We start from the raw sequence: 26,983 nt of genomic DNA, 5'->3' as shown, positions 1-26,983 counted from the left end.
GCATTTTATATTTTGATCAAGAGATATGTCTTTTGAAAAGATCTAGTCATTATCTTTTGCGAAATTCTCATAAACGACTACGATAAGAATATAGTTTTATAGTGCTAATTTCGTGACAAGTTTTATCACGGCAGTGCAGAATAAAGAATCTAATTTTAATCTAAGTAATAGTAGATTAAGGCTAGTAAGTGGAACAACAAATCCTAAACTAGCTGAAGAAATTGCATCATACTTAGGGATTAAAAATGTACCTTTAGTATCTAAAAGATTTGCTGATGGAGAACTTTATGTCCAGATTCAGCAATCTATTAGAGGTTGCGATGTGTTTCTAATACAACCTACATGCGCCCCTGTAAACGATAGTTTAATGGAACTTATGATTATGGTTGATGCTTGTAAAAGGGCCTCTGCCAGGCAAATAACGGCAGTAATACCTTATTTTGGATATGCAAGGGCAGATAGAAAGACTTCTGGCAGAGAATCTATAACTGCAAAACTAACTGCTAATTTACTAGAGAAGTCTGGAGTTGACAGAGTTCTTGCTATGGATTTACATTCAGCTCAAATACAAGGTTATTTTGATATACCATGCGATCATATTTACGGTTCACCAGTATTAATTGATTATTTAGAAAGTTTAAATTTAGAGGAAGTTGTAGTTGTCTCTCCTGATGTAGGCGGAGTGGCGAGAGCAAGAGCATTCGCAAAATTAATGAAAGATGCTCCTTTGGCTATAATTGATAAAAGGAGATCAGCTCATAATATCGCTGAAAGTCTTACAGTTATTGGAGAAGTTAAAGGTAAAACGGCTATTCTTATAGACGACATGATAGACACGGGCGGCACGATTTGTTCTGGAGCTAATTTATTAAAAAAAGAAGGGGCTAAAAGAATATTTGCATGTGCTTCACATGCTGTATTCTCTCCTCCTTCTTATGAAAGATTAAGTACTAAGGATCTTTTTGAACAAGTTATAGTCACTAACAGCATACCAGTTATTGTTAATGATAATTTCCCACAGTTAAAAGTCCTTTCTGTAGCAAATATGCTTGGTGAAGCTATTTGGAGAATACACGAAGAAAGTTCCGTTAGCTCAATGTTCAGATGATGAATAAATTCAATAAAATTATTTTTTGCTTTCCTTTACAAGTTTCTTTAAACTTTTTTCATAATCATTTTTTATATTCTTTGGAATGCTTTCAGGGCAAATATTAAGAGCACTTCCAACAATCTGAAATGTACCTGCGTTATATAACTTTTTTTCGTCAAGTTTTTTGCTTCCTAATTCTTTAATAGCACCTCCATGCTTGCCAATTATTACATTTGCAAAGGTAGCACTAGCAATACCAAGACCTTTTTTAAAATCTACTTCAGCTTTTGAAGCTATACATAAATAAGATGCCCCCATTTGTCGATATAAGAAAAGATCTTTTTCAGAAGCAGCAATTAAATTTTTTTCGGCCTTGATTTGTCTATTTATTGTATTAATCTCTATAAATATGAAGGATATAAAAAGGCTAATACCTAACAATTTAAGAATTCTTTTTGAATAAAAATTAATATCCATTAACTAATAATTTTTTATACAAGATAACATTTTTCTTTTTAAAATTAGTCTATAAAAAGACTTACTTAATAATTTTTATTTCGTGATGATTCTCTACAATTTTTAACTTGTTTTTATTCCATGAATATATAACCCTGAATCTATAATTATCTAAATCTACAAGTCTTGTATGTTCAATAATATACCAATCTTTATAAGAGGATTCAAAAATCATTTCGTGTTCATCAACTTGCTTAATATTTGAAATACCTGCATCATTACTTAAATAAAAATTTTCCCTCATAAGTTGGTGTCCCTTTATGAATGCACACATTTCTCCACGCTCTTTATATTGGGGATTTTCCTCAAAGAAATTATATTTTTTTTCTGGATACCAGGTGAATTTATAGTGCGACTCCCATTCAGATTTATTCTCAAGAGCTTGTATATTTATATTCATGCATAAATTATATGTTTTTTGTACTTCATCAAAAAAATATGTTCTATTAGATTTCCATAATCCAATATTTCTTGAAAACCATCTTTTTAAATTACTATTCAAATTAATTTCAGGAGAATTATTATCGCCAAAATTTAGATTTTTCTTTTGATTAATAACATCCATATATAAATAAGTCCTATTTATTTCATAGCTTATCTGTAGAATAAAAATAAATATCTTAATGTGTTTATAAGGATTAACAGCTTTTCAACACTTCAGAGGAAATCATTTGAATGATAAAAAAGAGTTAAAATTAATACTTGTAGTAGCTAGAAATCAACTTTCTAGTAGTGATATTAAGTCCCTAATTGCTTATTTAGAATCAGATGATTGTGAATTTGAGATATCTCTTCAGATTTCTGAGCCCACAGAACAACCAGAATTACTCGAACTGCATAGATTAGTTGCTATTCCTGCTCTTATAAAGGTTTCCCCAGCTCCAAAGCAAATATTTGCTGGAAGTAATATTTTCTCTCAGTTGCAGAAATGGTTGCCAAGGTGGAGAGAGGAAGGCCTAACAAAAAATCTGGGAATTAATTTGCAGCCACCCAAAATTGATTCAATAAGAACTCAAAAAGAATTTCTTCTTGAAGACGAACTTCTTGTTTTAAGACAAGAAAATGAGACATTAACAAAAAGAATAGAATCTCAGGAAAGATTATTAAGAATGGTCGCGCATGAACTGAGAACCCCCTTAACTGCAGCCACGTTGGCTGTTCAAAGTCAAAAACTTGGACAAATAGATATTTCAAAATTTCAAGATGTGATTAAAAGACGTCTAGAAGAAATTGAACTCTTATCTCAGGATCTTTTAGAGGTTGGAACAACTAAATGGGAAGCATTATTTAATCCTCAAAAAATTGATTTGGGTAATATTAGTGCTGAAGTAATACTCGAATTAGAAAAACTCTGGAGATTAAGGAATATTGAAATTGATACTGATATTCCCTCTGATCTGCCAAGTGTATTTGCAGATCAAAGAAGAATGAGGCAAGTATTTTTAAATTTAATTGAAAATGCTATTAAATTTTCTAAAGACTCTGGGTCAATAAAAATTACAATGATCCATAAGACAAATCAATGGGTAGAAATAACAATTTGTGACAAAGGTGTCGGGATTCCTTTGAGCGAACAAAAAAGAATTTTCTTGGATAGAGTTAGGCTCCCACAGACTTCTGAAGGAACTTCAGGATTTGGGATTGGACTATCTGTATGCAGGAGAATAGTACAAGTCCATGGAGGAAGAATATGGGTCGTATCTGAAGTTGGTGTCGGTTCGTGCTTCCATTTCACGGTTCCTGTGTGGCAAGGACAAAACAAAGAGCAACAATACTTGACGAAAGGCTAGCCTTACTCTTAATTTTTAATAAGCTGTTATGCTAATTACCTGGCCCCATCGTCTAGAGGCCTAGGACACCTCCCTTTCACGGAGGCGACAGGGGTTCGAATCCCCTTGGGGCTATTGTTTAAAGTTTTAAACTAATTTTTGATGTTTATTGATGACTTTGCTTGTTTATCGACGGCTATCAAATTTTCTGAAAGGTCTTTTTTAAGTCTTTTCTCTATCATTCCTATAGGCATCCACTGACAACCTTGAACAGTAAGATCGTAAATTAATGAATTATTTGAAGTATCTTTAATATTTTGGATTTTCCAACGACCTTCAAATTTTCTGAAATCTCCTTTAATTAAATTGAATTTTAAAAGGCCAAGCTCTTTATCTTCAATTAAATCGATAGTTACTTCAGCTGAAAATTTCATGCCAAGGAAATCTTGAGCCCCAACTTGTTTTAGATGTACATTATTGTTCTTTTGATATATTTTTTTGCTTGACAATAGATTTGGTATGTAGAGATTTAGTCGATCATAATCTGTTAAAACATTCCACAAAGAATCTAAACTTGCAGAAGTAGTTAGTTGTGCTGCAAGTCTTCTTGTCCCGTTAGAAAGTTTTTCCATCGTTTGCTCAATTGTCCTGTAATCATTATTTTTTGAATGATCTACTGATTCTTGAGGATTAATCATAAATAAATTTTTTAATGAGATAAAAAATTATTTCTGTGTAACTATACAGATAAAAACATCAAATATTGAAAAATAAAAATAATTTTATTTATTTATTCCGATCTCAAAACGTAACCATTTTTATAAAATCACTACAAATTAAACTACAAATTGATAATCTTTTATATAAAGAAAACTAAAAAATGTATTCACAATCAACAGTTATCGCAGGTGGCTTAGCTCATATACCAGTATTAATAGGAGTTTTTTCTTTTATTCAAAAATCGTTTAGTAAAAGAGCCTCAAATTCCCCACAAGAAATAGAGCCAAAAAAATCTCAGATAAATCCTGTTGAACAACAATCAGCCTCTAAGCCTGCTCCAGTTGCTAAGTCAGCAGCTAATACATTAGTTAAGAAGAAACATGCTGATGTACCCGTAAATATCTATAGACCTAAGACTCCTTTTGAAGGTACCGTAATCGAAAACTACAGTCTTCTTAAAGATGGAGCTATTGGTAGAGTAAATCACATAACTTTCGACCTCAAAGATAGTGATCCATTCTTAAATTATGTTGAAGGACAGAGTATTGGTATTATGCCTGCCGGAGAGGATGCTAATGGAAAGCCTCATAAATTGAGACTTTACTCAATTGCTAGTACAAGACATGGAGATGATTTTAACGGAAATACAGTTTCTCTTTGTGTTAGACAGCTTCAGTACGAAAAAGATGGTGAAACTATCAATGGTGTTTGTTCTACTTACTTATGCGATATTAAGCCTGGGGATAAAGTAAAAATCACAGGCCCTGTAGGTAAGGAAATGCTTCTCCCAGACGAAGAGGACGCGAACATCGTTATGCTTGCTACTGGAACAGGTATAGCGCCTATGAGAGCTTATTTAAGAAGAATGTTCGAAGCAACTGAAAAAGAAAAAAATAAATGGAATTTTAAGGGTAAAGCTTGGTTATTTATGGGTGCCCCAAAATCAGCTAATTTGTTATATGAGGAAGATCTACAAAGATATCTTTCTGATTATCCAGATAATTTTAAATATACAAAAGCTATTAGTCGTGAGCAACAAAATACAAAAGGTGGAAGGATGTATATTCAAGACAGAGTTTTAGAATCAGCAAACGAGCTTTTCAATATGATTGAAGATGAGAAGACACACATATATCTTTGTGGCTTAAAGGGTATGGAGCCTGGAATAGATGAAGCTATGACTAAGGCGGCAGAAGAAAAAGGCTTGAATTGGTCAGAATTAAGACCTCAACTAAAAAAAGCAGGAAGATGGCACGTAGAAACTTACTAACGCTTTATATTTAAGTTTAAGTTTATCCCTCGAGATACTTTTTGGTTTAGACACAATATGTAGCTAATCTTCGAAAAAAAGAGGATTTTAAAAATAAGAATATTAAAAATATGCCTTCAACTTTAAGTAATCCTCTTAGATTAGGTTTACGACAGGAAAGAGTCATATCTCCACAATGCTTAGTAATCTTTGGTGCTAGTGGAGACCTTACTCATAGAAAATTAATACCAGCCTTATTTGAACTCTATTTGCAAAGAAGAATTCCTAGTGAATTTGGAATAGTTGGTTGTGCAAGAAGACCTTGGACTGATAATGAGTTTAGAGAAAAGATGAAAGTAAAGCTATCCAATCAAATATCTGGTAAAGAAAGGGAGTGGGAACAATTTTCTAATTATCTTTTCTACGAACCAGTTGACTTACAACAAATTGATCATGTCGTAAGGCTTTCTAAAAGATTAAATGAAATTGATAAAACACAAGCTACTCATGGGAATAGAACATTTTATTTATCAGTATCTCCGAATTTCTATGCAAGTGGATGTAAAGCTCTTAAAGCAGCTGGCCTTTTAGATGACCCTAAGAAAAGTCGTTTAGTGATTGAAAAACCTTTTGGAAGAGATTATTCAAGTGCAAAAAAATTGAATAAGATCGTTCAAAGTTGTGCAGAAGAAAGTCAGATTTATAGGATTGATCATTATTTAGGTAAAGAGACAGTTCAAAATATTCTTGTTATGAGGTTTGCTAACACTATTTTTGAACCAATTTGGAACAGAAATTATATATCAAGTGTTCAAATTACTTCATCTGAAACAGTGGGTGTTGAAGATAGAGCTGGTTATTACGAAAGCTCTGGTGCCTTAAGAGATATGCTTCAAAATCATATGACTCAGATGCTTGCTGTTACTGCTATGGAACCTCCTGGAAAGTTTGAACCAGAAGCAATAAGAAATGAAAAAGCTAAGGTTCTTCAAGCTTCAAAACTTGCTGACGAAAATGAACCTTGGAATTGTTGCATAAGAGGTCAATATGGAGATGGAGGAAATATCTCAAATCGACTTAAAGGATATAGGCAGGAAGAGGGTGTTAATTGTAATAGCACAACAGAAACTTATATTGCGACAAAAGTGTTTGTTGATAACTGGCGTTGGCAAGGGGTCCCTTTTTATTTGAGAACAGGGAAAAGACTACCTAAAAGACTTGGAGAAATAGTCTTGACTTTTAAAGACGTTCCTGTTCATTTATTTGAATCAACAATAATAAATCCTGCCCCAAATCAACTTATCCTTAGAATTCAGCCAAATGAAGGTGCTACTTTCAAATTTGAGGTAAAATCCCCAGGTTCTGGAATGAAATCAAGACCTGTTGAGATGGAATTTTCTTATGATGCATCATTTGGAGAACCCTCAGATGAAGGCTATGTAAGATTATTAGCTGATGCAATGCTTTCTGACCCAACCTTATTTACTCGAAGTGATGAAGTAGAGGCAGCTTGGAAACTTTATACGCCATTAATAGAATTGATGGATAATTCTCCTTGGAAGTTACCTATTTATAATTATGAATCTATGACATGGGGACCTCCTGAGTCTGATCAATTACTTTCAAAAGATAATATCTTCTGGAGGAGACCTTAAAAATGAAACCTCAACTAACACTCCAAACCCCATTAGAGCTACCTTATCAGGAGATTTCTAATTACCTTAATAAATTATGGATTTCAGAAAATAAAGATAATACTGGGGCTAATACTTTTACATTAATAGTCTGGCAGCCTGCTTGGCTAGAACAATGTTTGGTTCAAAAAGGATTAGTAAATGGACCAATTACTGGAAATTTAAGTCCAGAGATAATTGAAGTTGCTAAAAAATTTATATTAGATCAAGGACTTCCTATCACTACTTCCCTTAATAGTGAAGAGCTATTGAATTTGTTGAAGGAAAATTTATCTAATAAAGACTTTGAAGACTTTAGAGGACAATTTTTTGAATCATCAATAAGTACATTGAACCCAAGAAGATTAATAACTCTAGCGCCAACGTTAAATAAAAATTCAGATATCAAAACTTTTGTATCAGCTTATTGTCCATTAAGTGACACTCCAGCTTTGCAACCTATATGTGGGGACTTAGTTGTTATTAGGGGGGACTCAGCCTCAATATCCAATAAAGGATTAAAAATAATTGATGAATTATCTATTGATGAATTACCTTTATGGTTGTGGTGGAATGGAAGCTTGGATGAATCTCCTGAAATCTTCGAATATTTTACTAATTATGGTCTAAGGTTAATCATTGATACTGCTCTTGGATCGCCTAACAGATGTTTAAAAGTTTTAGATCAATTAAATAATTCAAATAAAGCTATTAATGATTTGAATTGGGTTAGGTTGAAAAATTGGAGGGAATCATTGGCAATGATATTTGATCCGCCTTCGAGGAGGCCGATTTTAGATCATATTACTGATATTGACATTGATATCGCAGGAGATCATATGATTCAATCTTTGTTTTTGATTTCATGGCTTTGCGATAAACTTGGTTGGTCTTTTTTAAGAGTTGAAAGGGATAAAGAATCAACAAAAATAGAGTTTGAAAGAATCAATGGCGAAATAATTTCTGCATCAATTAATCCCTTATCTTTAGGAAATCCAAGTATTCATTTAGGACAAGTTATTGGATTGAGGTTGATTTCAAAAATTAGTGAGGTTCAAAAAAATAACACTTGTGTAATACTTGGCTGTGAATCAGTGGAATGTATGAGACTTGAAGCAGGGGGAATGGCTAATATGGAATTAATAGAACAAGTTGTTCCAAATTCTTTTTCTACATCAGAGTATGATGTTAGTAAATTATTGGGAAGTAGTAGAGGTAATACAAGTCCTCTTTTCGAAAATTCTATTAAAATAGCCCTTCAAATATTTAATGGTTTTAATAACTAATAAATGCCTTGTGTAATATCTTCTCCTTCAAGTGATAGTGGTAAAACTACATTATCGCTTTTGATATCTTGTTGGGCGTTCTCAAAAGGTATAAAGATACAAACTTTCAAGGTTGGCCCAGATTATCTTGATCAACAACAACTTAGTTCAATTGGCCAACCGATTTGTAGGAATTTAGATATTTTTTTAAGTGGTGAGGAATGGGTTCAATCAAGCTTCTTTAAACATTCTTTGAAATATGAATTCTCATTAATTGAAGGAGCAATGGGTCTATTTGATGGATTAGGGGCAACAACCTATTCCAGTACAGCAAATATCTCTAAACTTCTCAATGCTCCAGTAATTTTTATTGTTAATGCTAGAGGTCAAGTAGCTTCTCTTTTGGCGACTGTTCGAGGTTTTAGAGACTTCGATAGTAAGTTATCAATAGCAGGAATTATATTTAACAACGTTAATTCAGATAGACATAAAAAATTAATCAAAGAAGTTTTTAAAAATGAAGATTTCGAAATTCTTGGTTTTTTACCATCTGATTCAAAAATAACTTTAAACAAAGCTAATTTAGGTTTGATATCTCCATTGGATAATGATAAAGAAATTGATGTTGAATATTTTGCAAATTTTGCCGCAAGAAATCTTAATGTGTTTTCTCTTATTAAATTCCTAAAATCTCCTCAAAAGAAAATATTTAATTCTGTCAGTTTTGAAGATTTTATAATAGACAAAAGTAAACCCATCGCCATTGCAGAAGATAAAATCTTTCATTTTCAATACCCCGAAACCAAGGAGTTTTTGAGTGAAATAGGCATACCATTGATTTCATGGAGTATTTATGATGATGAAGAAATCCCTAATGAGGCTTCTTCTTTAATTATTCCGGGAGGTTTTCCTGAAAAATATGCTGATCATATAAGTAATTCTAAAAAAAGCTTAAATTCGTTAAGGAAATTCCGCAAAAATAGATTTATATATGCAGAGTGCGGAGGGATGATGATTTTAGGAGACTTTATAAAAGATGAAAATGGTAATTATCATAAAATGAGTGGCATCCTGCCTTTTAGATCAAAAAAAAGTAAACTTTCAGTAGGTTATAGATACATTGAGGGTTTAAAAGATACTCCGATCATTAAACAAAATCAATTAATTAGAGGACATGAATTTCATTATTGGGAAATTGAGAATAATTTATCTGAACTTGATTTAGGAAAAGCTGAGCATCATAAGAAACTTTCTTCTCCATGGAAAATTAAATCTTGGAAAACTGAATACAAAAATGAAGGTTATTTTGATGAAAAATTACATGCAAGTTGGATTCACTTACATTTACCAAGTTCTCCGGAAGTCGCAAAAAACTTTATAGATGCAACCCAACTTAGTTTTTCAAAGGATTCCTAATTTATTATCAAATTAAATATTTTGAGAGGAGAACCTAAAAAAAACATTCCAGGCAAAGTAATTAATGGTCCTAAAAAACTCCCCACCATGACCTCAATTTTTGTATGGCCCAGGGTTTCTTTTAAGAGTAATTCAGATTTAGGGTCTAGTTTTTTTGATAGTTTATTGATTTCTGCAGCTTGAATCCCAGCTGATTTTCTAACACCACTGGCGTCATACATAACTATTAGTGCTACAGCAACTGATAATGCGAATATTGAGCTATCAAATCCCAATTCATAACCTATCCCAGATGCAGCACCAGTTATTAAGGCGGAATGACTAGAAGGCATACCACCCGTTTCGAACATAATCCCAAACCTTATCTCTCCAGTTGAAAAGAAATTGAATAAAATTTTAAAAAATTGAGCTAGTAAACAGGATAATAAGCTCCAGAAAAGAACTGAATTATTAAAAAAGGAAAAGAAATCAGACATAAAATTAAAACTAATTATCTGTCTCTATTTGTAATAAAGTCGGCTAACGATATTAAATAATTTGCATCTGCACCCCAAGGTTCAATTGCTTTTTTTGCTTTTTCAACTAAGTCAAATGCTCTTTTCTTTGACTCCTCCATTCCAAGTAATTTAGGGTAAGTAGTTTTGTCAGCTAAAAGATCTTTGCCTGCAGTTTTACCAAGCTTTTCACTGCTTGAAGTTAAATCAAGAATATCATCTATTATTTGGAAGGCTAAACCAATTCCCTCTGCATATGTTGTTAGAGCTTGTAATAGTTTTTCGTTAGCGCCTGCTATCATCGCGCCTGTTCTTACGCAAGCCTTTAATAATGCCCCAGTCTTATGAAGATGAATATATTCGAGAGTTTTAAGGTCGACTTCTTTGCCTTCGCATTCCAAATCAACAACTTGCCCCCCGACTAGGCCTGGTGCACCAGCTACTAGGGATAATTCGCCAATTACATTTAATAATCTATTTGGATCTACTCCAGGGCTTCTTAAAGAGACCATTTCAAAGGCCCTGGTTAATAAAGCATCGCCTGCAAGAATAGCTATTGCATCTCCATATACTTTATGATTTGTCGGCCTACCTCTCCTCAGGTCATCATTATCCATCGCGGGCAGATCATCATGAATCAAGGACATTGTATGTATCATTTCTATTGCTACTGCAGTAGGAACAGCAAGAGAGGGTTCTCCTCCAGCGAGTGAGCAAGATGCTAAACATAAAATTGGACGTATTCTTTTCCCTCCAGCTAAAAGGGAATATCTCATTGATTCTCTTAAAATTTCTGGATTCTCAGGGCCCAAGGAAAAATCAAGTGCTTCTTCTACAACCTTTTTTGTGTTTTTAAGATATTTTTCAAAATCAGAAATACTACTTACAACTTCAGTCATTTTATACCTTTAGTAAAGAAAATTTTCATCTTGGAGTTTATGGCAAAAGGTCATTAAGAGTTGATGATAAACCAAATTGTTTTTGCCAGCTAAAAATAGTATTTACAAGTAACATTGTTACTGTCATTGGTCCAACACCTCCTGGTACAGGTGTATAAGCAAATACTTTAGAAATGACATCTTCTAATAATACATCTCCACATAATCTGGTTTGATTTTTATCGGAACTTTTTAATCTATGTATTCCAACATCAATAATTACTGCTCCTTCTTTCACAAAACTCGAATCTACAAGATTGGGTTTTCCTGCGGCCGCAATTAGAATATCGGCTTCTCTACAGACTTTATTCAAATTTAATGTTTTTGAATGAGTCATTGTTACCGTGCCATTTAGATTCAACAACATAAGCGATAGGGGTTTTCCAACAAGCAAACTTCTTCCGATAACAACAATTTTCTTACCTTCAATTGTAATATTTTGGGATCTTAATAAGTTAATAATTCCTGCTGGTGTGCATGATCTCATCGCAGGCTCATTTTTCACTAATTTGCCGATGTTCATCTCATTTAATCCATCTACATCTTTGCCTGGATTAATATGACTGATCAGTTTTTGCTCATCAAACTTCTTTGGGATGGGAAGTTGTAGCAACATTCCATCAATATCCTTATCAGAATTAAGTTTGATTATCAATTGTTCAACTTCTTTTTGCTCTACACTATCTTTTAGATGAAAGATAAAGCTCTTTATTCCAATCCTTGAACATGCTTTTTCCTTGTTATTAACGTAAACACCACTAGCAGGGTCTTCACCTATTCTTATTACAGCTAAACCTGGAGCTCTTTTTGCAATTTTTTTATTACTAGAGATATAATCAAATAATCTTTCTTCAATTTCAAGAGATAATTTTTTACCGTCTAATTTTAATGACATTTAGAAAAACATCTCCTTTTTACACCTAGCATGCCTATAATTTTAAATTATTCAAATAGATTTATTTATATTCTGTGCAAAACATCACAACTACATTAAAGAAACTGTTTTATCTTTGGAGGCGAAGTCAATTTCCTGTAAAACAACCAATTAAAATTACAAGAATAGATAATCTCATAATTTTTTTAGTATGCATTTTAATTTCAATAATTTCTTCTTATAAACTACTTCTTATCTCGCCTTTAAATTCCGCAGATATTTTTTCTTGGCTTTTGACCTTTACTGAAATACTTTTTAGTTCAGGAATTTTGATATTAGTTTCAAAAAAAGAGAATCCCACAATTTCTTCAAGACAGATCTTCTTGATCATTACTCTTCTTTTAGCAGTACAAGCCACGAAATTAGCCTTTGCTTCAACCGTAAGTCCATTAGCTATTATAATTCCACCTGCATTAATAATATCTCAAGGAATGGGAAGCATAACAGCATTAGCTTGGGTATCAATAGCAAGCTTTAGTTGGCCAGACCCAGCATTTGCTATAAATAATAATATATTTTTTATTTTATTAGTTTGCGCTTCAGTAGTATCTCTACTTGGAGGAAGAATAAGAAGTAGAGCTCAGTTACTTCAGCTATCAATTTTTGTCCCCATAGGATCGTTCTTGAGTCAATGGATATTGATTGGTAAAGATGAAATATCTCTTATTAATAAGCAAGATTTTGTTTTAGCAAAAGGAAATTTATTTTCTGATTCCTTATTATTGGCAATAGTAATGCTTTTTACTATTTTATTTATTCCTATTTTTGAATCAATATTCGGATTATTAACTAAAGCAAGATTACTCGAATTGGCTGATAAGGAGAAACCTCTAATTAGAAGATTGTCTCTTGAAGCTCCTGGTACTTTTGAACATACCTTACTTATATGTGGTTTAGCAGAGGAAGCAACAAGAATGATTGGTGGTGATATTGATCTAATTAAAACTGGCGCTTTATATCATGATGTTGGTAAATTACATGCACCTAATTGGTTTATCGAAAATCAGGATGGTTCAAAAAATCCGCATGACGAATTAGATGATCCGATTAAAAGTGCAGAAGTATTACAGGCACACGTTGATGAAGGATTGAAATTTGCAAGAAAAAATAGACTACCTAAACTGATAACTAATTTTATCCCTGAACATCAAGGTACCTTAAAAATGGGATATTTTTTTCAAAAAGCTAAAGAAAAAAATCTCAACATTGATGAATATTATTTTAGATACAAAGGCCCTATTCCTCAGTCAAAAGAAACAGCTATTTTAATGCTTGCAGATGGATGTGAAGCAGCACTAAGAGCTATGAATATTAATGCATCGGATAAAGAAGCTTTGGAAACAATATCTAATATTATCTACTCGCGTCAGAAAGATGGGCAATTAGACGATAGTAATTTATCGAAAGGAGAAATTTTTTTAATAAAAAGGGCATTCTTGAATGTGTGGAGAAGAATTAGACATAGAAGAATTCAGTATCCAACTAGCAAGAATAATACTTTTTCTTAGTTAATTTTTATTCTATAGCCTAATAGTTCTTCTATGTTTTGGGTTACACCAATATAAGAGGGCCATGATGCTAAGCAAAGTAATTAAAAAGGTAAAACTACCAATTCCAAAAATACCTTCTTTTAGCCTTATTAATCTAACAATAGAATATGGTGCCGTTCCAGCAATCACCATTGATAGTGATACTAGTGTCAATGTAACACCCCATTTTCTCTCTGCTAATAGAGCAGAAGATGCAACTATCCCAACTATCGCTGCAGGCCAGCCAAGGCTACTGGCTAACGTAATGTTGGCAGCTCTCAGTGGAGGTACGTATATAATGATTAAAGTTATGAATGGTAGAGCAATTATGTTGGAAATCAATCCTAACCAGGCTAAAGTCCAATATCCAATTACCCTTTCCCTCATTATTTACTGCTTTAACTATTTGATTAATCTACAGTATGACGAGACTGTTTTTAAAGCTACTTAATAATCCTAAGAAATATTTTAATTTGCAGGATTAGATATAAATGTTTTTTCGGAATTTTCTAAATTATCAAACTGTGGGTGAATTGAATTTTTTTTCTCAGAAAATACAAGCCTATTTATAGCATTAACGTAAGCAGTTGCAGCTGCAACAACAACATCCGTGTCCGCAGAATGACCAGAATATATCTTATTATCCCTTCTTATTCTTATTGTTACTTCGCCCAACGCATCAATACCTTCTGTTACCGACTTTACAGAAAATTCAATTAATTCATTAGGAACTTTAGCTAATTTATTTAAAGCCTTGCATACAGCATCAACAGGTCCAGTCCCTATTGATACAGCAGTATCCTCAGTATTATCTTCAGTGTTTAGAAGAGTGATGGTGGCTGTAGGTTTAGATGCGTTACCGCAACTTACTTGTACAAGACTTAATTGAAATTTAGCTTCTGGAAGCTGTACTTGTTCACTAACAATTGCTTCTAAGTCTCTATCAGTAATTTCTCTTTTCCTATCAGCTAAATCCTTAAAACGAGCAAAAGCGTCATTCAAATCCTCCCTATTTAAGTCATATCCCATCTCTTCTAATCTTGCTCTTACTGCACTTCTTCCACTAAGTTTTCCCAAGGATATTTTGTTGTCACTCAAACCTACAGTTTTTGCATCGATAATTTCGTAAGTTAGTCTATTTTTTAAGACTCCATCCTGATGAATTCCTGATTCATGTGCAAAAGCGTTAGCTCCCACAATTGCTTTATTAGGTTGAACTGTCATTCCAGTTAGGTTGGAAACGAGCCTAGAGGTTTTTGTTATCTCTTTTGTTCTTATAGCTGTAAGAGGCGTTGGTGAATCTGGATTTCTTTTGAAAAAACTATTAAAAAAGCTTTTCCTTACATGCAATGCCATTACTAATTCTTCTAGAGAGGCATTTCCTGCTCTTTCTCCAATTCCATTAATCGTACATTCTAATTGTCTTGCTCCATTTTTTACTGCCTCTAGAAAATTGGCAACTGCTAAACCTAAATCATTATGACCATGAACAGATATTACTGCCTCATCAATATTTGGAACATTTTTATTTATATCGGCAATTAATTTACCAAATTCAGTAGGGGTTGTAAATCCAACAGTATCTGGGATATTTATGGTTGTCGCTCCTGCAGAGATTGCTAGTTGAATTACTTCATATAAAAAATCAGGATCACTCCTTGAGGCATCTTCACAAGAAAACTCAATATCATCTACCAATGATTTTGCATAATTAACCATTTCTGGAACTATTTGAAGAACATCTTTTCTGGATTTTTTAAGTTTATGTTTTAGATGGATATCACTTGTTGCAATAAAAGTATGTATTCTTTTCATGGGAGCTGGACTCACTGCTTCATAACATGCTTTTATGTCGCCCTTTGAAGCTCTAGCTAAACCACATATTATGGGACCATTTTCTTTCCCTACAGCACCAGCAATTTTATTAACAGCTTTAAAATCTCCGGGACTTGCAAAAGGGAATCCAGCCTCAATAACATCTACTCCCAATCTTGCTAATTGATGGGCGATAGCAAGTTTTTCTTCAAGATTTAAACTGGCACCAGGAGATTGCTCTCCATCTCGAAGAGTTGTATCAAAGATCAAAATTCTTCCAGGATCTTTGGACATAAACAGTAATTACTTAAACTTATATTAAGCTAATTAAAAAAAATTGACTAGATTTTTATTCAATTAAAATTTGCAATAGGATTATTACTTAACAATATTGGTTAAAATATTGAAAAAAAAATAAAATATTTATTTTATTAAAGTATTCTTATTAAGAATTAAGCTTCCCTTTTATAAAAGGTTAATCTTGATTTTTTATAGAATTTTAGGCATAAATTATAAAAAATATGAATGGGCAATACCCAAACAAAAATATCTTAGGTCAGTTAGCGATAGTTTTACATGCTCATCTTCCTTATGTAAGGAAAAATGAAAAAAACTCTTTAGAAGAGGATTGGTTATTTCAGGCCATTTTGGAATGCTATATACCACTCCTTCAAGCAATAGAATCCTCTAAAAAAGAAAATCCTCTAAATACAAAACTTACTATTAGTTTGTCTCCAACATTATTATCACTTCTAGATAATAAACAAATTCAAGACACTTTCCCAATCTGGATTAAAACAAGGAATGATTTCTTGAATGATTTAGAAGGTAAGGAAAAAAATGCCTCAGCATTTTTAACTAAGAATCTCGATGAGAAATACTTATATTGGCAAGAATGTTCTGGAAACTTAATTGAGAAGTTTAATGCTTTAAATAAATCTGGAAATTTAGATATTCTTACTTGTGCCGCTACACATGGATATTTACCAATATTAAGAGAGAATCCTGAAACTGTTAACGGACAAATTAAAACAGCCATTAAGAGCCATGAAAATATTTTTGGAACTAAGCCCTTAGGTATTTGGTTGCCTGAATGTGCATATTATGAAAATTTAGATGAAATATTATTTAATTCTGGAATTAGATATGCAATCTTAGACGGTCATGGGATCCTAAATGCTGCTCCAAGACCTAGGTATGGTGTATATGCCCCAATATGTTCTAAAAAAGGAGTTGCATTCTTCGGTAGAGATAGTGAGTCAACCTTGCCCGTTTGGTCTGCTAAGGAAGGATTCCCAGGCGATAAAGTTTACAGGGAATTTCATAAAGATTTGGGTTGGGAATTACCTATCTCTAAGCTCCAAAAGAAAGGTATCTCAACTAAAAGACCTTTGGGTTTAAAGTTTCATAAGATTACTGATGAAAACGTGCCATTAGGGGAAAAGGAGTTTTACTTAGAAAATCAAGCCAAAAAGAAGGCGGCAGAACATGCTGATGCTTATCTTCTTGCGAGATCCAAACAATTAGAAAAATTAACTTTATCTTCTTCCTTTAATCCCTTATTGGTAGCTCCATTTGATGCAGAGTTATTTGGTCATTGGTGGTATGAGGGCCCTTTTTTTATTAAAAATATTTTAATGAACTCCAGTAAATATTCAATTAAGCTTACAAATTTAAAAGAATTTTTACTTCAAAAGCCAAATCTTCAAATTTGTGATCCATCTCCATCAAGCTGGGGCCAAGGTGGTTACCATGATTACTGGATTAATGATGCAAATGCATGGATCGTTCCCGAAATCACAAAAGCAGGCTCTACTTTTGTTGATTTATGCTCGATAAATTTTGATGATGACTTATCTCAAAGATTTTTCAAGCAAGCAGCAAGAGAATTACTTCTCTCTGAGTCCTCTGATTGGAGTTTTATCCTAAGAGCTGGAACTACAACTGAACTTGCAAAGGAAAGGATAGAAAGACACTTGTTCAGGTTCTGGAAATTAATTGGAATGATTAAAAATCATTCCAATATTAATTTAAAATTTCTTGAAGATATTGAGGAAGAGGATAATGTTTTCCCAGATATTAATATTGATGATTGGCGAAAATAAAAATACTAATTTAACTTAAGCATTCCTAGTTTTACTTTTAAAGGTGAATTTATAAACATCTTACTCATTACGTAAATTAGTTTTGGAAGTGGAAGTGTATTAGTAAGAAAACCCACCCATTCATTCGTAGATAATCTAAAGAAATTTGAAAAAAAGCTTCTTAATCTACTTTCGTCAAAACTCATTAATCTTCTTAGACCATATTGGTAAAGTTTATGCCTTTGTGTTAACTCGTAAGGCCATAGGATATCCCAACCTTTTGTTGCTAGCTCTAGAGAACTTAGATGAGGTTCTTTTAAAAAGATCGCCAATTTTTCTGCAAGGAGTGGAGCCCTTCTTAATAAAGATCCGATCATGTAGCCTGATGCAGGATGCACCATACTTGCGGCCCCTCCAAAACCAAGTACAAACTGTTTTTTAAATGGGAGGGGTAAATTCATTGGGAAAAGGCATTTCTCTTCATGAAAAATTTCATTTACCTTAATACCCTTACTATTCAGTCTTTTGAAAAGTCTTTCTTTTAGATTTTCTTGCGATAATGCCGGATAACTAGCTAATGATGTTTCTTCAACAAAAAAAGTTCCATTTCCTAGATCCATTGCATAAAGAAAGGAAGGAGAAGATAATTTTTCTTCATTATTTAAATGATTTGGACGAAAATCCATTAAAACAAACTGTTCTTTATTAACTGGTGGCGATGAAAATTTACCCACAATCCCATATGCAGCTTGTTGAGCGATTTCATTTTGAACTGGTCTTTTTACAAAATTACTTTTATGACCACTTGCGTCAATAACTAATCTCGCCTTTATTCTTAGACCTGATAAACAAATTACCTCAGATAGTTTATTTTTTTCTCTAATTTCTTTTGCTGTTTCATTTAACCATTCAATTCCTTTACATTTTTTCAAAAGTTCATTTTGAAAGGCGTCTTGATTTATTAAACCATAATCGTAGTTATGTTTTGTCGGAGTATCACCCTTTTTATTTTCTCCATTCCCAAAAAAACTAACTGTTTTACACCATCTGTGAGATAACAAAGACTCTAATCCTAATTCCTCTAATTCAGATGCCCATATACCATATGTATTTTCCCATTTTTCATTTGGAGATTTAGTTGATATTCCCTTTATATTTAGATCCTGTCTGGCTAATTCTGAAGCTAAACATAATGCTGCAGGACCAGAACCTAAAATTAAAATATCAAGTATTTCCATATTATTTAATTAGCCATTGGTCTTTTCATTCTCTTCATCTGAGCTAAGTTGGTCTGTTTCCTCTATTTGTTCACGAGGAACTAATACCACTTCTGATAAATGATCACCTTCATCTAGTCTTTGCAATTTTACTCCAGTAGCCGCTCTGGATTGCTGAGAAATTTTATCTGCGTTTGTTCTAACTATTACACCTTTTTCGGTTACGAGAAGTAATTCTTCTCCCTCGCCAAGTACCTTCAAACAGACCAGTACATCATCATTAATTCTGAATTTTATCGCTCTTAAGCCCATGCCTGCTCTTTTTTGTAATCTAAACTGAGTTACAGGTACTCTCTTTCCTAGTCCAAATGCACTGGCTATTAATACCCAGGGACCATCTGAAGAATTAACTTCAAGATTTTCATCAGTTTCTTTAGTCAGATCCTCAATCTTAGCCAATTGATCAACTAAATCAGATGTTAAAACGTCCATGGAAACTAGATTGTCTCTTTCTCTCAAGTTCATTGATTTAACCCCTCTTGCTGTCCTACCAAGTGGCCTTAATTCATTGATATCTAGTCTGAAATGAATTGCCATTCCTGTTTTTGATCCAATTAAAACACTATCACCTTCTTTTGATAATCTGACCCAAGTTAGGGCATCTCCATCCTCAAGATTAATTGCTATTAATCCATTTGATCGAATTTTTGAGAAAGCAGAAAGTGCAGTTCTTTTAATAAAGCCAGCCTTGGTTAACATTAATAAATAACTATCGTCGACAAAAGAATCCACAGCAACTAGTGAAGTTATCTTTTCTTCTCTAGGGATTGGAAGAAGTTGAACAGATGGAGTACCTTTTGCTGTTCTGCTGCTCATAGGGACTCTATATGCTGGGAGAGCATAAGCTACTCCTCTATCACTGAAAAGCAAAAGAGTATCATGATCGTTACAGCTTATAAATAGTTTCACGTCATCATCTTCTTGGGTTTTTGTGCCAGCTTTACCCCTTGAACCACGACTGGTAGATTCAAACTCATTAATAGGCATCCTCTTTAAATAACCTGCTTCAGTTAATAGAACTACTGATCTGTCATTAGCTATGAGATCAATATCATCTAATCCACCGCCTAGATCTAATATCTCTGTTTTCCTGGGAGATGAGAATCTTTCATCTATTTTATTAAGTTCTTCAAGAATAATTTCAAAAATTCTTTCATTACTATTTAATATTTGCTGATATTGTTCGATTTTTTTTGTTAATTCATCATGTTCTGATTTGATTTTATCGGCCTCAAGAGCTGTTAATCTTCTTAACTGCATTTGTAAAATTGCGTCTGCTTGTATGGAAGATAATTCATGATCAGTTTGTAATTGTTCTCGAGCTGAAGTTGAATCTTTCGCTGATCTTATTAGATTGATAATTTCATCTAGCACACCTAAAGCTAATAAAAGACCCTTCACAATATGATCTCTTTCTTCTGCCTTTTTTAATAAAAATCGCGTTCTTCGCCTTATTGTCTCTACTCTAAAATCTAGAAATACATCTAACATTTTTCTAAGTGAGAGCGTCGAGGGCTCTCCATTAACGAGAGCTAGAATATTCGCACTAAAGTTATTTTGTAGCGGGGTTAACTTAAATAAATTATTTAATACTACTTGTGGATAGGCATCTCTTTTTAACTCGATAACAATTCTCATGCCATCTCGATCACTTTCATCTCTAATATCAGAAATCCCTTCTAATCTTTTTTCATTAACCATATCTGCAATTCTTTCTATCAAACCCGCTTTGTTAGTTTGAAAGGGGAGTTCCGTAATTATTACTGCATCTTTTTCAGCTCTACCAGCTGATTTGATTTGCTCAATATTTGCTACACCTCTCATAGTTATTGAACCTCTTCCTGTTTTGAAAGTTTCTCTGATGCCATCTCTTCCTAAGATTTGACCTCCAGTGGGAAAATCAGGACCCTTAATTATTTCAAAAAGTTCTTTATCTTCAATCGAAGGAGTTTTGATTATTGATTTGAGCCCATTGATTACTTCTCCTAAATTATGTGGTGGAATATTAGTTGCCATTCCTACGGCTATTCCAGATGACCCATTTAAAAGTAGTTGAGGGATTCTTGCAGGTAAAACTGTAGGCTCTTGTTGAGAACCATCAAAGTTATCAGCAAAATCTACAGTTTCAGATTCAATATCCTCTAATAAACTTTCATCTGTAAGAGACTGTAGACGAGATTCTGTATATCTCATGGCTGCGGGAGGGTCGTTATCTACCGAACCAAAATTTCCATGACCATCTATAAGTGGCATCCTCATAGAAAAATCCTGAGCCATCCTAACCAAAGCATCATAAACAGCAGTGTCACCATGGGGGTGGTATTTGCCAAGTACTTCCCCAACAACTCTTGCACATTTTCTGTAAGGCCTGCCGCTAGTTAACCCAAGTTCATACATTGCATAAAGAATTCTTCTATGAACAGGCTTTAATCCATCCCTTGCATCTGGAAGCGCACGACCAACTATGACGCTCATTGCATACTCTAGATAAGAGCGAGACATCTCATTTCTCAAGTCGGTCTGAATAATTCGATCGTTATCTTCGCTTAATCCAGAGTTCCCGGAATCTACAATATCAGACATACAAAAAACCTTTATTTAATAATAATCGCTGATTGTCAGAATGAATAAAAAAAAAGATATATTTAATTCCCAAATACTCACATTTACACACAAATAAAAAAAAAAACTGTTGTTTTTGAATAAACCTTGGCTTATTACCCCTTTAGTTGTTAATTTAATCAGAATAAATGAAAAATTCCGTGAATATTGAACTTGGTTTAAACAAAAAAGTCAGAAGGGCTTATGGCATTGATGAAATAGCTTTAGTCCCTGGAGAAAGAACACTTGATTACGATTTGACTGATCCTTCATGGTTCTTAGGTGATTTAAAGAGAGAAGTTCCAATTGTGGCTAGTGCTATGGACAGCGTCGTTGATGTTAATACGGCTGTAGAACTTACCAAATTAGGTGCCCTTGGTGTTATTAATATGGAGGGCATACAAACACGATATGAAAATCCTGATAAAATATTAAATCAAATAGCATCAGTCGGGAAAAATGATTTTGTTCCATTAATGCAGAGGATATACAGTGAATCCGTTAAGGAGGAATTGATTTTAAAAAGAATAAATGAGGTTAAAGAAAAAGGAGGTATTGCTGCCTTTAGTGGGACTCCCCAGGCGGCCATTAAATTTAAAGAAACCCTTAATAATTCCAATATAGATTTATTTTTCCTTCAAGGAACCGTCGTTTCTACTGAGCATCTTGGTATGGAAGGTAAAGAAACCTTAAATATCAAAGATCTCTGTAAATCTATGAAAGTCCCAGTTGTAGCTGGCAATTGTGTTACTTATGAAGTTGCCAAACTTCTTATGCATGCTGGAGTAGCAGGATTAATGGTTGGTATAGGCCCTGGAGCAGCATGTACTTCAAGAGGTGTATTGGGTATTGGAATCCCTCAAGCAACTGCAATTGCTGATTGTAGTTCTGCAAGAGATGATTATTTTAGAGAAAGTGGTCGTTATATTCCTATTATCGGGGATGGAGGAATTGTGACCGGAGGAGATATTTGTAAATGTTTAGCATGTGGTGCAGATGCTGTAATGATTGGCTCGCCAATAGCTAAATCCTCAAATGCTCCAGGTAAAGGATTTCACTGGGGTATGGCTACTCCCAGTCCTTTATTGCCAAGGGGTACAAGAATAGAAGTTGGGTCTACAGGATCATTAGAAAGGATAATTAAAGGACCTGCCTTACTTGATGATGGTACACATAATTTATTAGGTGCTATTAGAACTTCAATGAGTACCCTTGGGGCTAAAAACATTAAAGAAATGCAAGAGGTTGAAATAGTTATTGCACCATCTCTTCTAACAGAGGGTAAGGTTTATCAAAAAGCTCAGCAGATTGGGATGGGTAAATAGTTTATTTTGAGTAAAATTATAAAAACTTAGTTAATTAAGCATTTAATTGAACAATTTTCGCATTAGGAGTTATTATTAAACGATGGGGGAAACCCCATACTCCTCACACACTAAATCGCCCGATTAGTCGGGCTTTTTTAGATATTTTGTTACTTATCTTATTTTATCTGTAATGAAATCATCACTTAAAAGATTTGCCTGCTAAATTTTCTAAAAGGAATACGTAAATTATGTCATCAGCTCCAGCCGTAACTGATTCTTCATTTGACAAGGATGTACTGCAAAGTGATCTACCAGTATTGGTTGATTTTTGGGCACCATGGTGTGGCCCATGTAGGATGGTTGCACCAGTTGTAGAAGAAATCTCAAAAGACTTTGAAGGGAAAATTAAAGTTTTTAAATTAAATACAGATGAAAACCCAAATGTTGCGAGTCAATATGGAATTAGAAGTATTCCAACATTAATGATCTTTAAAGGAGGTCAAAAGGTTGATACTGTTGTTGGAGCTGTCCCAAAAGCAACTCTTTCCAGCACTTTAACTAAGCATTTATAAATAAAGAGCTTTGCATAAAATTGGACTTATAGACTACGGGATGGGTAACATTCATTCCGTAACAAAATCTCTAGAAAGTCTTGGAGAAGAAATACTATTAATTAAAAACTTTAATGAATCAAAGGATTGTAAGGCGATAATACTTCCCGGAGTTGGAGCATTTGATCCTGCAATGATTAATCTTATAAATACGGATTTGATAACTGATTTGAAAAACTGGATTAATACTGGGAAGTCTTTTTTAGGAATTTGTTTAGGTCTTCAACTCCTTTTTGAATCTAGTGATGAAGGAAAAGTTCAAGGACTTGGAATTTTAAACGGAAAAATACAAAAAATACCTTATATCATCAATCAAAGAATCCCTCACATGGGTTGGTGCAAACTTTTACCTACAAAAACAAATACTTTATTAGAGCTAGAAGAACTAAATAATTGGGTCTATTTTGTACATTCCTATCATGCAATCCCAGATGACTTCAATATTATTGCAGCTCAGGTTAATTATGGTTCTGAAAAATTAACAGCGATTATTGAGAATGATAATTTATTGGCCTGTCAATTTCATCCAGAAAAATCTGGTAAAACCGGAGAAAAACTTTTGAGAAGATGGCTTAGTAATATTCAATAACTGATAATTACTGATGAAGACAAACTTAAGATTAATTGGAGGTAAAAGACTCCAAAGTCCAAAAAATATTTCCACAAGACCTACAACTTTAAGAGTTAGGGAGGCTATATTTAATATATTGAATAATAGAGTTGAAAATAGTAACTGGTTAGATTTATTTAGTGGAACTGGGGCCATATCTTGTGAAGCATATAATCATGGTGCAAGAAAAATTATTGCAATTGAAAAAAACAAAAACAACTCAAAAATTTGTTTAAAAAATCTACTTTCGTTGCAAGATATCGAAGTAAGAAAAAATGATATTGATGTTATTTGTAAAGATGTTTTGAACTGGACAAAACCAAATTACGAGAGAAACTTATCATCAAAAATTATGGATTTAAATAAATTAAAATTTGATTTTGTTTATTTAGACCCGCCATATGATGTCAATTTCCATGAATTAGTTTTAATTCAAATATTTAATTGTAATTTTTTGAAAAAAGATTCAATAGTTATTTGTGAACATTCTCCAAACCTGTATATTAAAAAAAGTACTTTATGGGAAATTATAGATGTTAGAGATTATGGACAGTCAAGATTAACATTTTTAATCAAGGTCCAACATTCCAGAACCTCTCCTGTATTGATTCCATGCACTTACGAATAATCCAAGAAGAGTTATTGGAACTAACCCCAAAACAATCCCACATAGAAGAGGCTCGATCATTTTTTTGCTTTTTTTAAATTTCTTATTCACAATTGTTACATAGAGACTATTTTTTGTGTCAACATCTTCATCATCTGCAGCAGAAAGAGATCATAAAAGAGAATTCTTGAAAAAGATTTTTATTGTTTTTGTTGTTTTATTTATATGTTTCTTGATATTTTTCTTGAATCATCATGAAGATAATAAATATATGCTTGAAACTCTCCAAATTAATGGCTCTGCTAAGGAAGGAGATGCTCTTTTTAAGACAAATTGTGTCGGATGTCATGGAATTACAGCAAGAGGATTAGTGGGACCAGACTTACACTCAATAACACAACGTTTGAATGATAAAGAGATAATAAAACAAGTTACTGGTGGCCTTACTCCTCCAATGCCAAGTTTTGAAATTGATCCTGAAAATATGTCTAATTTATTAAAATACCTTCATAGCCTTGAATGATTTTGCAGAAAAATCTTTTTAATTTAAAGGTCATATTAGTTGAACCAAATGGTCCTTTAAATGTTGGGAGTGTTGCAAGATTATGCTCCAACTTTGAAGTTGAAGAATTAAGAATTGTTTCTCCAAAATGCGATATTTTTTCTTCAGAAGCAAAAAAAATGGCCCTTAAAGGTAAAAAATATCTTTATAATTGTAAGATTTTTGATGATCTTAAAAAAGCAATTTTTGATTGTGATTTAGTCCTCGCATCTTGTGGAAGGATTGATGTAAGTAAAGATTCGGGGTTTGCATCTTCTGAAGATATATTTAATTGGGTTTTATCTTATAAAAAGATAAATAATTTAGCAATTATATTTGGAAGAGAAGATAGAGGTTTAACTAATGATGAATTACTTCTGGCAAATAAGACTTTCAATATCCCTACTTCTCAGAATTACCCTTCTTTGAATCTCTCACACGCAGTTTCAATAGTTTTGTATGAATTTAATAAATCCTCCAAAGGAAACATCAATAAGGAATTAGAAGTTTTTAATCTTGCATCATCAAAACAAATACATGATTCATTTGTGGAGATAGAGGAAATGCTTCTGGGAGTTGGTTATCTTCTTAAGCATACCTCTAAAGCAAAAATAGGTAAATTTAAGAATTATATTTATAGGGCAAATACATCAATTCACGAAATAAATGTTTTAAGAGGAATTGTCCATCAAATAAACTGGTTTTTGAACAATTCAAAAAAAAATAAGTAGGTATAAATTTGATTAGTTATTGTTAACTTGTTGCTTTAATTCGATGGGATATTTACTAAAAACATTTTCTGAAGTAACATCTATTGATTATTTGAATATCAAAGAATACTAAAACTGTGACTACAACAAAGAAAAGAAGAGTTTTCCCTTTTACAGCTGTAATTGGTCAGGAAGAAATGAAATTAGCACTCTTGTTAAATGTTATTGATCCAAGAATTGGAGGAGTTATGATAATGGGTGATAGAGGGACTGGAAAGTCTACTACAATTAGAGCTTTAGCCGATTTGTTGCCAGCAATAGAAGTTGTTAAAGACGATCAATATAATAGTTCTTTGATCGATCCTGATTTGCAGAGTAAAGAAGTTTTTGAAAAAATTGTTCAAGGAGAAAATCTAGAGAGTATACAAAAACAAGTACCTATGGTTGATTTACCTTTAGGAGCTACTGAAGACAGGCTTTGTGGAACTATTGATATAGAGAAAGCTTTGAGTGAAGGTGTTAAGGCATTCGAACCAGGATTGTTGGCTAAAGCTAATAGGGGTTTACTATACGTTGATGAAGTGAATTTACTTGATGATCATTTGGTTGATGTACTTCTAGATTCGGCTGCTTCCGGATGGAATACAGTTGAAAGGGAAGGAGTGTCAGTTCGACATCCTGCGAGGTTTGTCCTTATTGGTTCAGGCAATCCAGAAGAAGGTGAATTAAGGCCTCAACTATTGGATAGGTTTGGAATGAGTGTTGAGGTTAAGACAGTTAGAGATGCTGAATTAAGAGTTCAAGTAGTAGATCAAAGAACTTCTTTTGACGATAATCCTGATGAGTTTTCATTGAGTGTTGAGAAACAACAGGATGAACTTCAACAAAAGGTAATTAAAGCACAAGAAATATTAAATTCTGTTCAAATGGACGATGACCTAAGATTGAATATATCTGCTATTTGCGGAGAACTAGATGTTGATGGTTTACGTGGAGATATTGTTACAAATAGATCTGCAAGGGCAATTGCAGCCTTTGAGGGCAGAACTGAAGTGCAAGAAGATGACATAGCAAGAGTTATTTCTTGTTCTTTAAGACATAGACTAAGAAAAGATCCTCTAGAACAAGTTGATTCAGGTGAAAGAGTCATCCAAGCTTTTTGTAAAGTATTCGATTTAGATGAAAAAGAAAATCTTTCAAAATTTCAATTGTCTGCTGAAGCTTAAT

The 26,983-nt window shown here is 33.2% G+C and carries 25 protein-coding genes, 1 tRNA gene and 1 pseudogene; 16 read left to right on the top strand and 11 right to left on the bottom strand.

Annotation, left to right across the window (positions count from 1 at the left end; all coding sequences use genetic code 11):
* The first annotated feature begins 112 nt into the window (after positions 1-112).
* The gene (locus HA146_RS05725; protein WP_209108614.1) at positions 113-1,108 is read left to right on the top strand and encodes a ribose-phosphate pyrophosphokinase; all 996 of its coding nucleotides are present in this window, start codon (positions 113-115) and stop codon (positions 1,106-1,108) included.
* An 18-nt stretch (positions 1,109-1,126) separates the two neighbouring features.
* Here the strand turns inward: HA146_RS05725 and HA146_RS05720 are convergent, their stop codons facing one another.
* Together HA146_RS05720 and HA146_RS05715 are read right to left on the bottom strand one after the other, a co-directional pair.
* On the bottom strand, positions 1,127-1,567 hold the full coding sequence (locus tag HA146_RS05720; protein WP_209108613.1) for a Villin headpiece domain-containing protein: 441 nt from the start codon (positions 1,565-1,567) through the stop codon (positions 1,127-1,129).
* A 61-nt stretch (positions 1,568-1,628) separates the two neighbouring features.
* The gene (locus tag HA146_RS05715) at positions 1,629-2,171 is read right to left on the bottom strand and encodes a hypothetical protein (protein WP_209108612.1); all 543 of its coding nucleotides are present in this window, start codon (positions 2,169-2,171) and stop codon (positions 1,629-1,631) included.
* A gap of 106 nt (positions 2,172-2,277) precedes the next feature.
* On the opposite strand from HA146_RS05715, the gene HA146_RS05710 reads away from it, so the two are divergent.
* Entirely contained in the window at positions 2,278-3,396 is a 1,119-nt protein-coding gene (locus tag HA146_RS05710) for a histidine kinase (RefSeq protein WP_209108611.1), read from the top strand.
* Positions 3,397-3,437: 41 nt separating this feature from the next.
* Positions 3,438-3,510 (top strand) — tRNA-Glu (locus HA146_RS05705).
* A gap of 17 nt (positions 3,511-3,527) precedes the next feature.
* On the opposite strand, the gene HA146_RS05700 is transcribed toward HA146_RS05705, so the two are convergent.
* Positions 3,528-4,073, bottom strand: a complete 546-nt coding sequence (locus tag HA146_RS05700) for an SRPBCC family protein (RefSeq protein WP_209108610.1) — start codon at positions 4,071-4,073, stop codon at positions 3,528-3,530.
* A gap of 182 nt (positions 4,074-4,255) precedes the next feature.
* Between HA146_RS05700 and HA146_RS05695 the strand changes: the two genes are divergently transcribed.
* The 4 genes from HA146_RS05695 to HA146_RS05680 all read left to right on the top strand — a co-directional run bounded on the left by HA146_RS05695 (position 4,256) and on the right by HA146_RS05680 (position 9,698).
* A complete protein-coding gene (locus HA146_RS05695; protein WP_209108609.1) occupies positions 4,256-5,365 on the top strand; it encodes an FAD-binding oxidoreductase in 1,110 nt (369 codons plus the stop codon).
* A 110-nt stretch (positions 5,366-5,475) separates the two neighbouring features.
* Positions 5,476-6,999, top strand: coding sequence for a glucose-6-phosphate dehydrogenase (gene zwf / locus HA146_RS05690; protein ID WP_209108608.1), 1,524 nt, complete (start codon positions 5,476-5,478; stop codon positions 6,997-6,999).
* Between the two features lie 2 nt (positions 7,000-7,001).
* On the top strand, positions 7,002-8,303 hold the full coding sequence (locus HA146_RS05685) for a glucose-6-phosphate dehydrogenase assembly protein OpcA (protein ID WP_209108607.1): 1,302 nt from the start codon (positions 7,002-7,004) through the stop codon (positions 8,301-8,303).
* Between the two features lie 3 nt (positions 8,304-8,306).
* Positions 8,307-9,698 carry a cobyrinate a,c-diamide synthase gene (locus HA146_RS05680; RefSeq protein ID WP_209108606.1) on the top strand — a complete coding sequence of 464 codons (1,392 nt, stop codon included), beginning with the start codon at positions 8,307-8,309 and terminating at the stop codon, positions 9,696-9,698.
* On the opposite strand, the gene HA146_RS05675 is transcribed toward HA146_RS05680, so the two are convergent.
* The 3 genes from HA146_RS05675 to folD are packed head-to-tail and all read right to left on the bottom strand — an operon-like array spanning position 9,695 to position 12,025.
* On the bottom strand, positions 9,695-10,174 hold the full coding sequence (locus HA146_RS05675) for a divergent PAP2 family protein (protein WP_209108605.1): 480 nt from the start codon (positions 10,172-10,174) through the stop codon (positions 9,695-9,697). The two genes, HA146_RS05680 and HA146_RS05675, sit on opposite strands and share 4 nt — an antisense overlap.
* 14 nt (positions 10,175-10,188) lie before the next feature.
* Positions 10,189-11,091: a geranylgeranyl diphosphate synthase CrtE gene (crtE, locus tag HA146_RS05670; RefSeq protein WP_209108604.1), complete on the bottom strand. Its 903-nt coding sequence runs from the start codon at positions 11,089-11,091 to the stop codon at positions 10,189-10,191.
* A gap of 37 nt (positions 11,092-11,128) precedes the next feature.
* Positions 11,129-12,025: a bifunctional methylenetetrahydrofolate dehydrogenase/methenyltetrahydrofolate cyclohydrolase FolD gene (gene folD, locus HA146_RS05665; RefSeq protein WP_209108603.1), complete on the bottom strand. Its 897-nt coding sequence runs from the start codon at positions 12,023-12,025 to the stop codon at positions 11,129-11,131.
* A gap of 74 nt (positions 12,026-12,099) precedes the next feature.
* On the opposite strand from folD, the gene HA146_RS05660 reads away from it, so the two are divergent.
* Positions 12,100-13,572: an HDIG domain-containing metalloprotein gene (locus tag HA146_RS05660; protein ID WP_209108602.1), complete on the top strand. Its 1,473-nt coding sequence runs from the start codon at positions 12,100-12,102 to the stop codon at positions 13,570-13,572.
* A gap of 12 nt (positions 13,573-13,584) precedes the next feature.
* Here the strand turns inward: HA146_RS05660 and HA146_RS05655 are convergent, their stop codons facing one another.
* Together HA146_RS05655 and HA146_RS05650 are read right to left on the bottom strand one after the other, a co-directional pair.
* Positions 13,585-13,980, bottom strand: a complete 396-nt coding sequence (locus HA146_RS05655; RefSeq protein WP_209108601.1) for a hypothetical protein — start codon at positions 13,978-13,980, stop codon at positions 13,585-13,587.
* A gap of 81 nt (positions 13,981-14,061) precedes the next feature.
* Positions 14,062-15,702: a 2-isopropylmalate synthase gene (locus HA146_RS05650; RefSeq protein WP_209108600.1), complete on the bottom strand. Its 1,641-nt coding sequence runs from the start codon at positions 15,700-15,702 to the stop codon at positions 14,062-14,064.
* A gap of 227 nt (positions 15,703-15,929) precedes the next feature.
* Here HA146_RS05650 and HA146_RS05645 point away from each other — a divergent pair, with 227 nt between their 5' ends.
* On the top strand, positions 15,930-17,513 hold the full coding sequence (locus tag HA146_RS05645) for a glycoside hydrolase family 57 protein (RefSeq protein ID WP_209108599.1): 1,584 nt from the start codon (positions 15,930-15,932) through the stop codon (positions 17,511-17,513).
* Between the two features lie 5 nt (positions 17,514-17,518).
* Here HA146_RS05645 and crtL read toward each other — a convergent pair whose 3' ends face one another.
* Both crtL and gyrA read right to left on the bottom strand, forming a co-directional pair.
* A complete protein-coding gene (gene crtL / locus HA146_RS05640; protein WP_209108598.1) occupies positions 17,519-18,730 on the bottom strand; it encodes a lycopene beta cyclase in 1,212 nt (403 codons plus the stop codon).
* A gap of 9 nt (positions 18,731-18,739) precedes the next feature.
* On the bottom strand, positions 18,740-21,352 hold the full coding sequence (gene gyrA, locus HA146_RS05635) for a DNA gyrase subunit A (RefSeq protein WP_209108597.1): 2,613 nt from the start codon (positions 21,350-21,352) through the stop codon (positions 18,740-18,742).
* A 179-nt stretch (positions 21,353-21,531) separates the two neighbouring features.
* Between gyrA and HA146_RS05630 the strand changes: the two genes are divergently transcribed.
* The 4 genes and pseudogenes from HA146_RS05630 to rsmD form a co-directional block, all read left to right on the top strand.
* Positions 21,532-22,695, top strand: coding sequence for a GuaB3 family IMP dehydrogenase-related protein (locus HA146_RS05630; RefSeq protein ID WP_209108699.1), 1,164 nt, complete (start codon positions 21,532-21,534; stop codon positions 22,693-22,695).
* Positions 22,696-22,925: 230 nt separating this feature from the next.
* A complete protein-coding gene (trxA, locus tag HA146_RS05625) occupies positions 22,926-23,249 on the top strand; it encodes a thioredoxin (RefSeq protein ID WP_011376622.1) in 324 nt (107 codons plus the stop codon).
* A gap of 10 nt (positions 23,250-23,259) precedes the next feature.
* On the top strand, positions 23,260-23,877 hold the full coding sequence (hisH, locus tag HA146_RS05620) for an imidazole glycerol phosphate synthase subunit HisH (RefSeq protein WP_209108596.1): 618 nt from the start codon (positions 23,260-23,262) through the stop codon (positions 23,875-23,877).
* A gap of 13 nt (positions 23,878-23,890) precedes the next feature.
* Positions 23,891-24,484: pseudogene (gene rsmD / locus HA146_RS05615) on the top strand (16S rRNA (guanine(966)-N(2))-methyltransferase RsmD); the annotation flags it as partial.
* On the opposite strand, the gene petG reads toward rsmD, so the two are convergent.
* Positions 24,467-24,586, bottom strand: coding sequence for a cytochrome b6-f complex subunit V (gene petG / locus HA146_RS05610; RefSeq protein WP_209108594.1), 120 nt, complete (start codon positions 24,584-24,586; stop codon positions 24,467-24,469). The pseudogene rsmD and the gene petG overlap by 18 nt on opposite strands.
* Positions 24,587-24,641: 55 nt before the next feature.
* Between petG and HA146_RS05605 the strand changes: the two genes are divergently transcribed.
* From HA146_RS05605 to bchI, 3 genes are all read left to right on the top strand, one after another.
* On the top strand, positions 24,642-25,028 hold the full coding sequence (locus tag HA146_RS05605) for a c-type cytochrome (protein WP_209108593.1): 387 nt from the start codon (positions 24,642-24,644) through the stop codon (positions 25,026-25,028).
* Positions 25,025-25,777: an RNA methyltransferase gene (locus tag HA146_RS05600; protein WP_209108592.1), complete on the top strand. Its 753-nt coding sequence runs from the start codon at positions 25,025-25,027 to the stop codon at positions 25,775-25,777. Before HA146_RS05605 ends, HA146_RS05600 begins: the two co-directional genes overlap by 4 nt.
* 116 nt (positions 25,778-25,893) lie before the next feature.
* Entirely contained in the window at positions 25,894-26,982 is a 1,089-nt protein-coding gene (gene bchI / locus HA146_RS05595) for a magnesium chelatase ATPase subunit I (RefSeq protein WP_209108591.1), read from the top strand.
* Position 26,983: the final 1 nt, after the last annotated feature.

It is taken from the genome of Prochlorococcus marinus CUG1416 (assembly GCF_017695965.1).
In the GTDB taxonomy this organism is placed as follows: domain Bacteria; phylum Cyanobacteriota; class Cyanobacteriia; order PCC-6307; family Cyanobiaceae; genus Prochlorococcus_A.
Note: the sequence above shows the minus strand (reverse complement) of the source record. Positions and strands in the feature narration are given on the sequence as shown.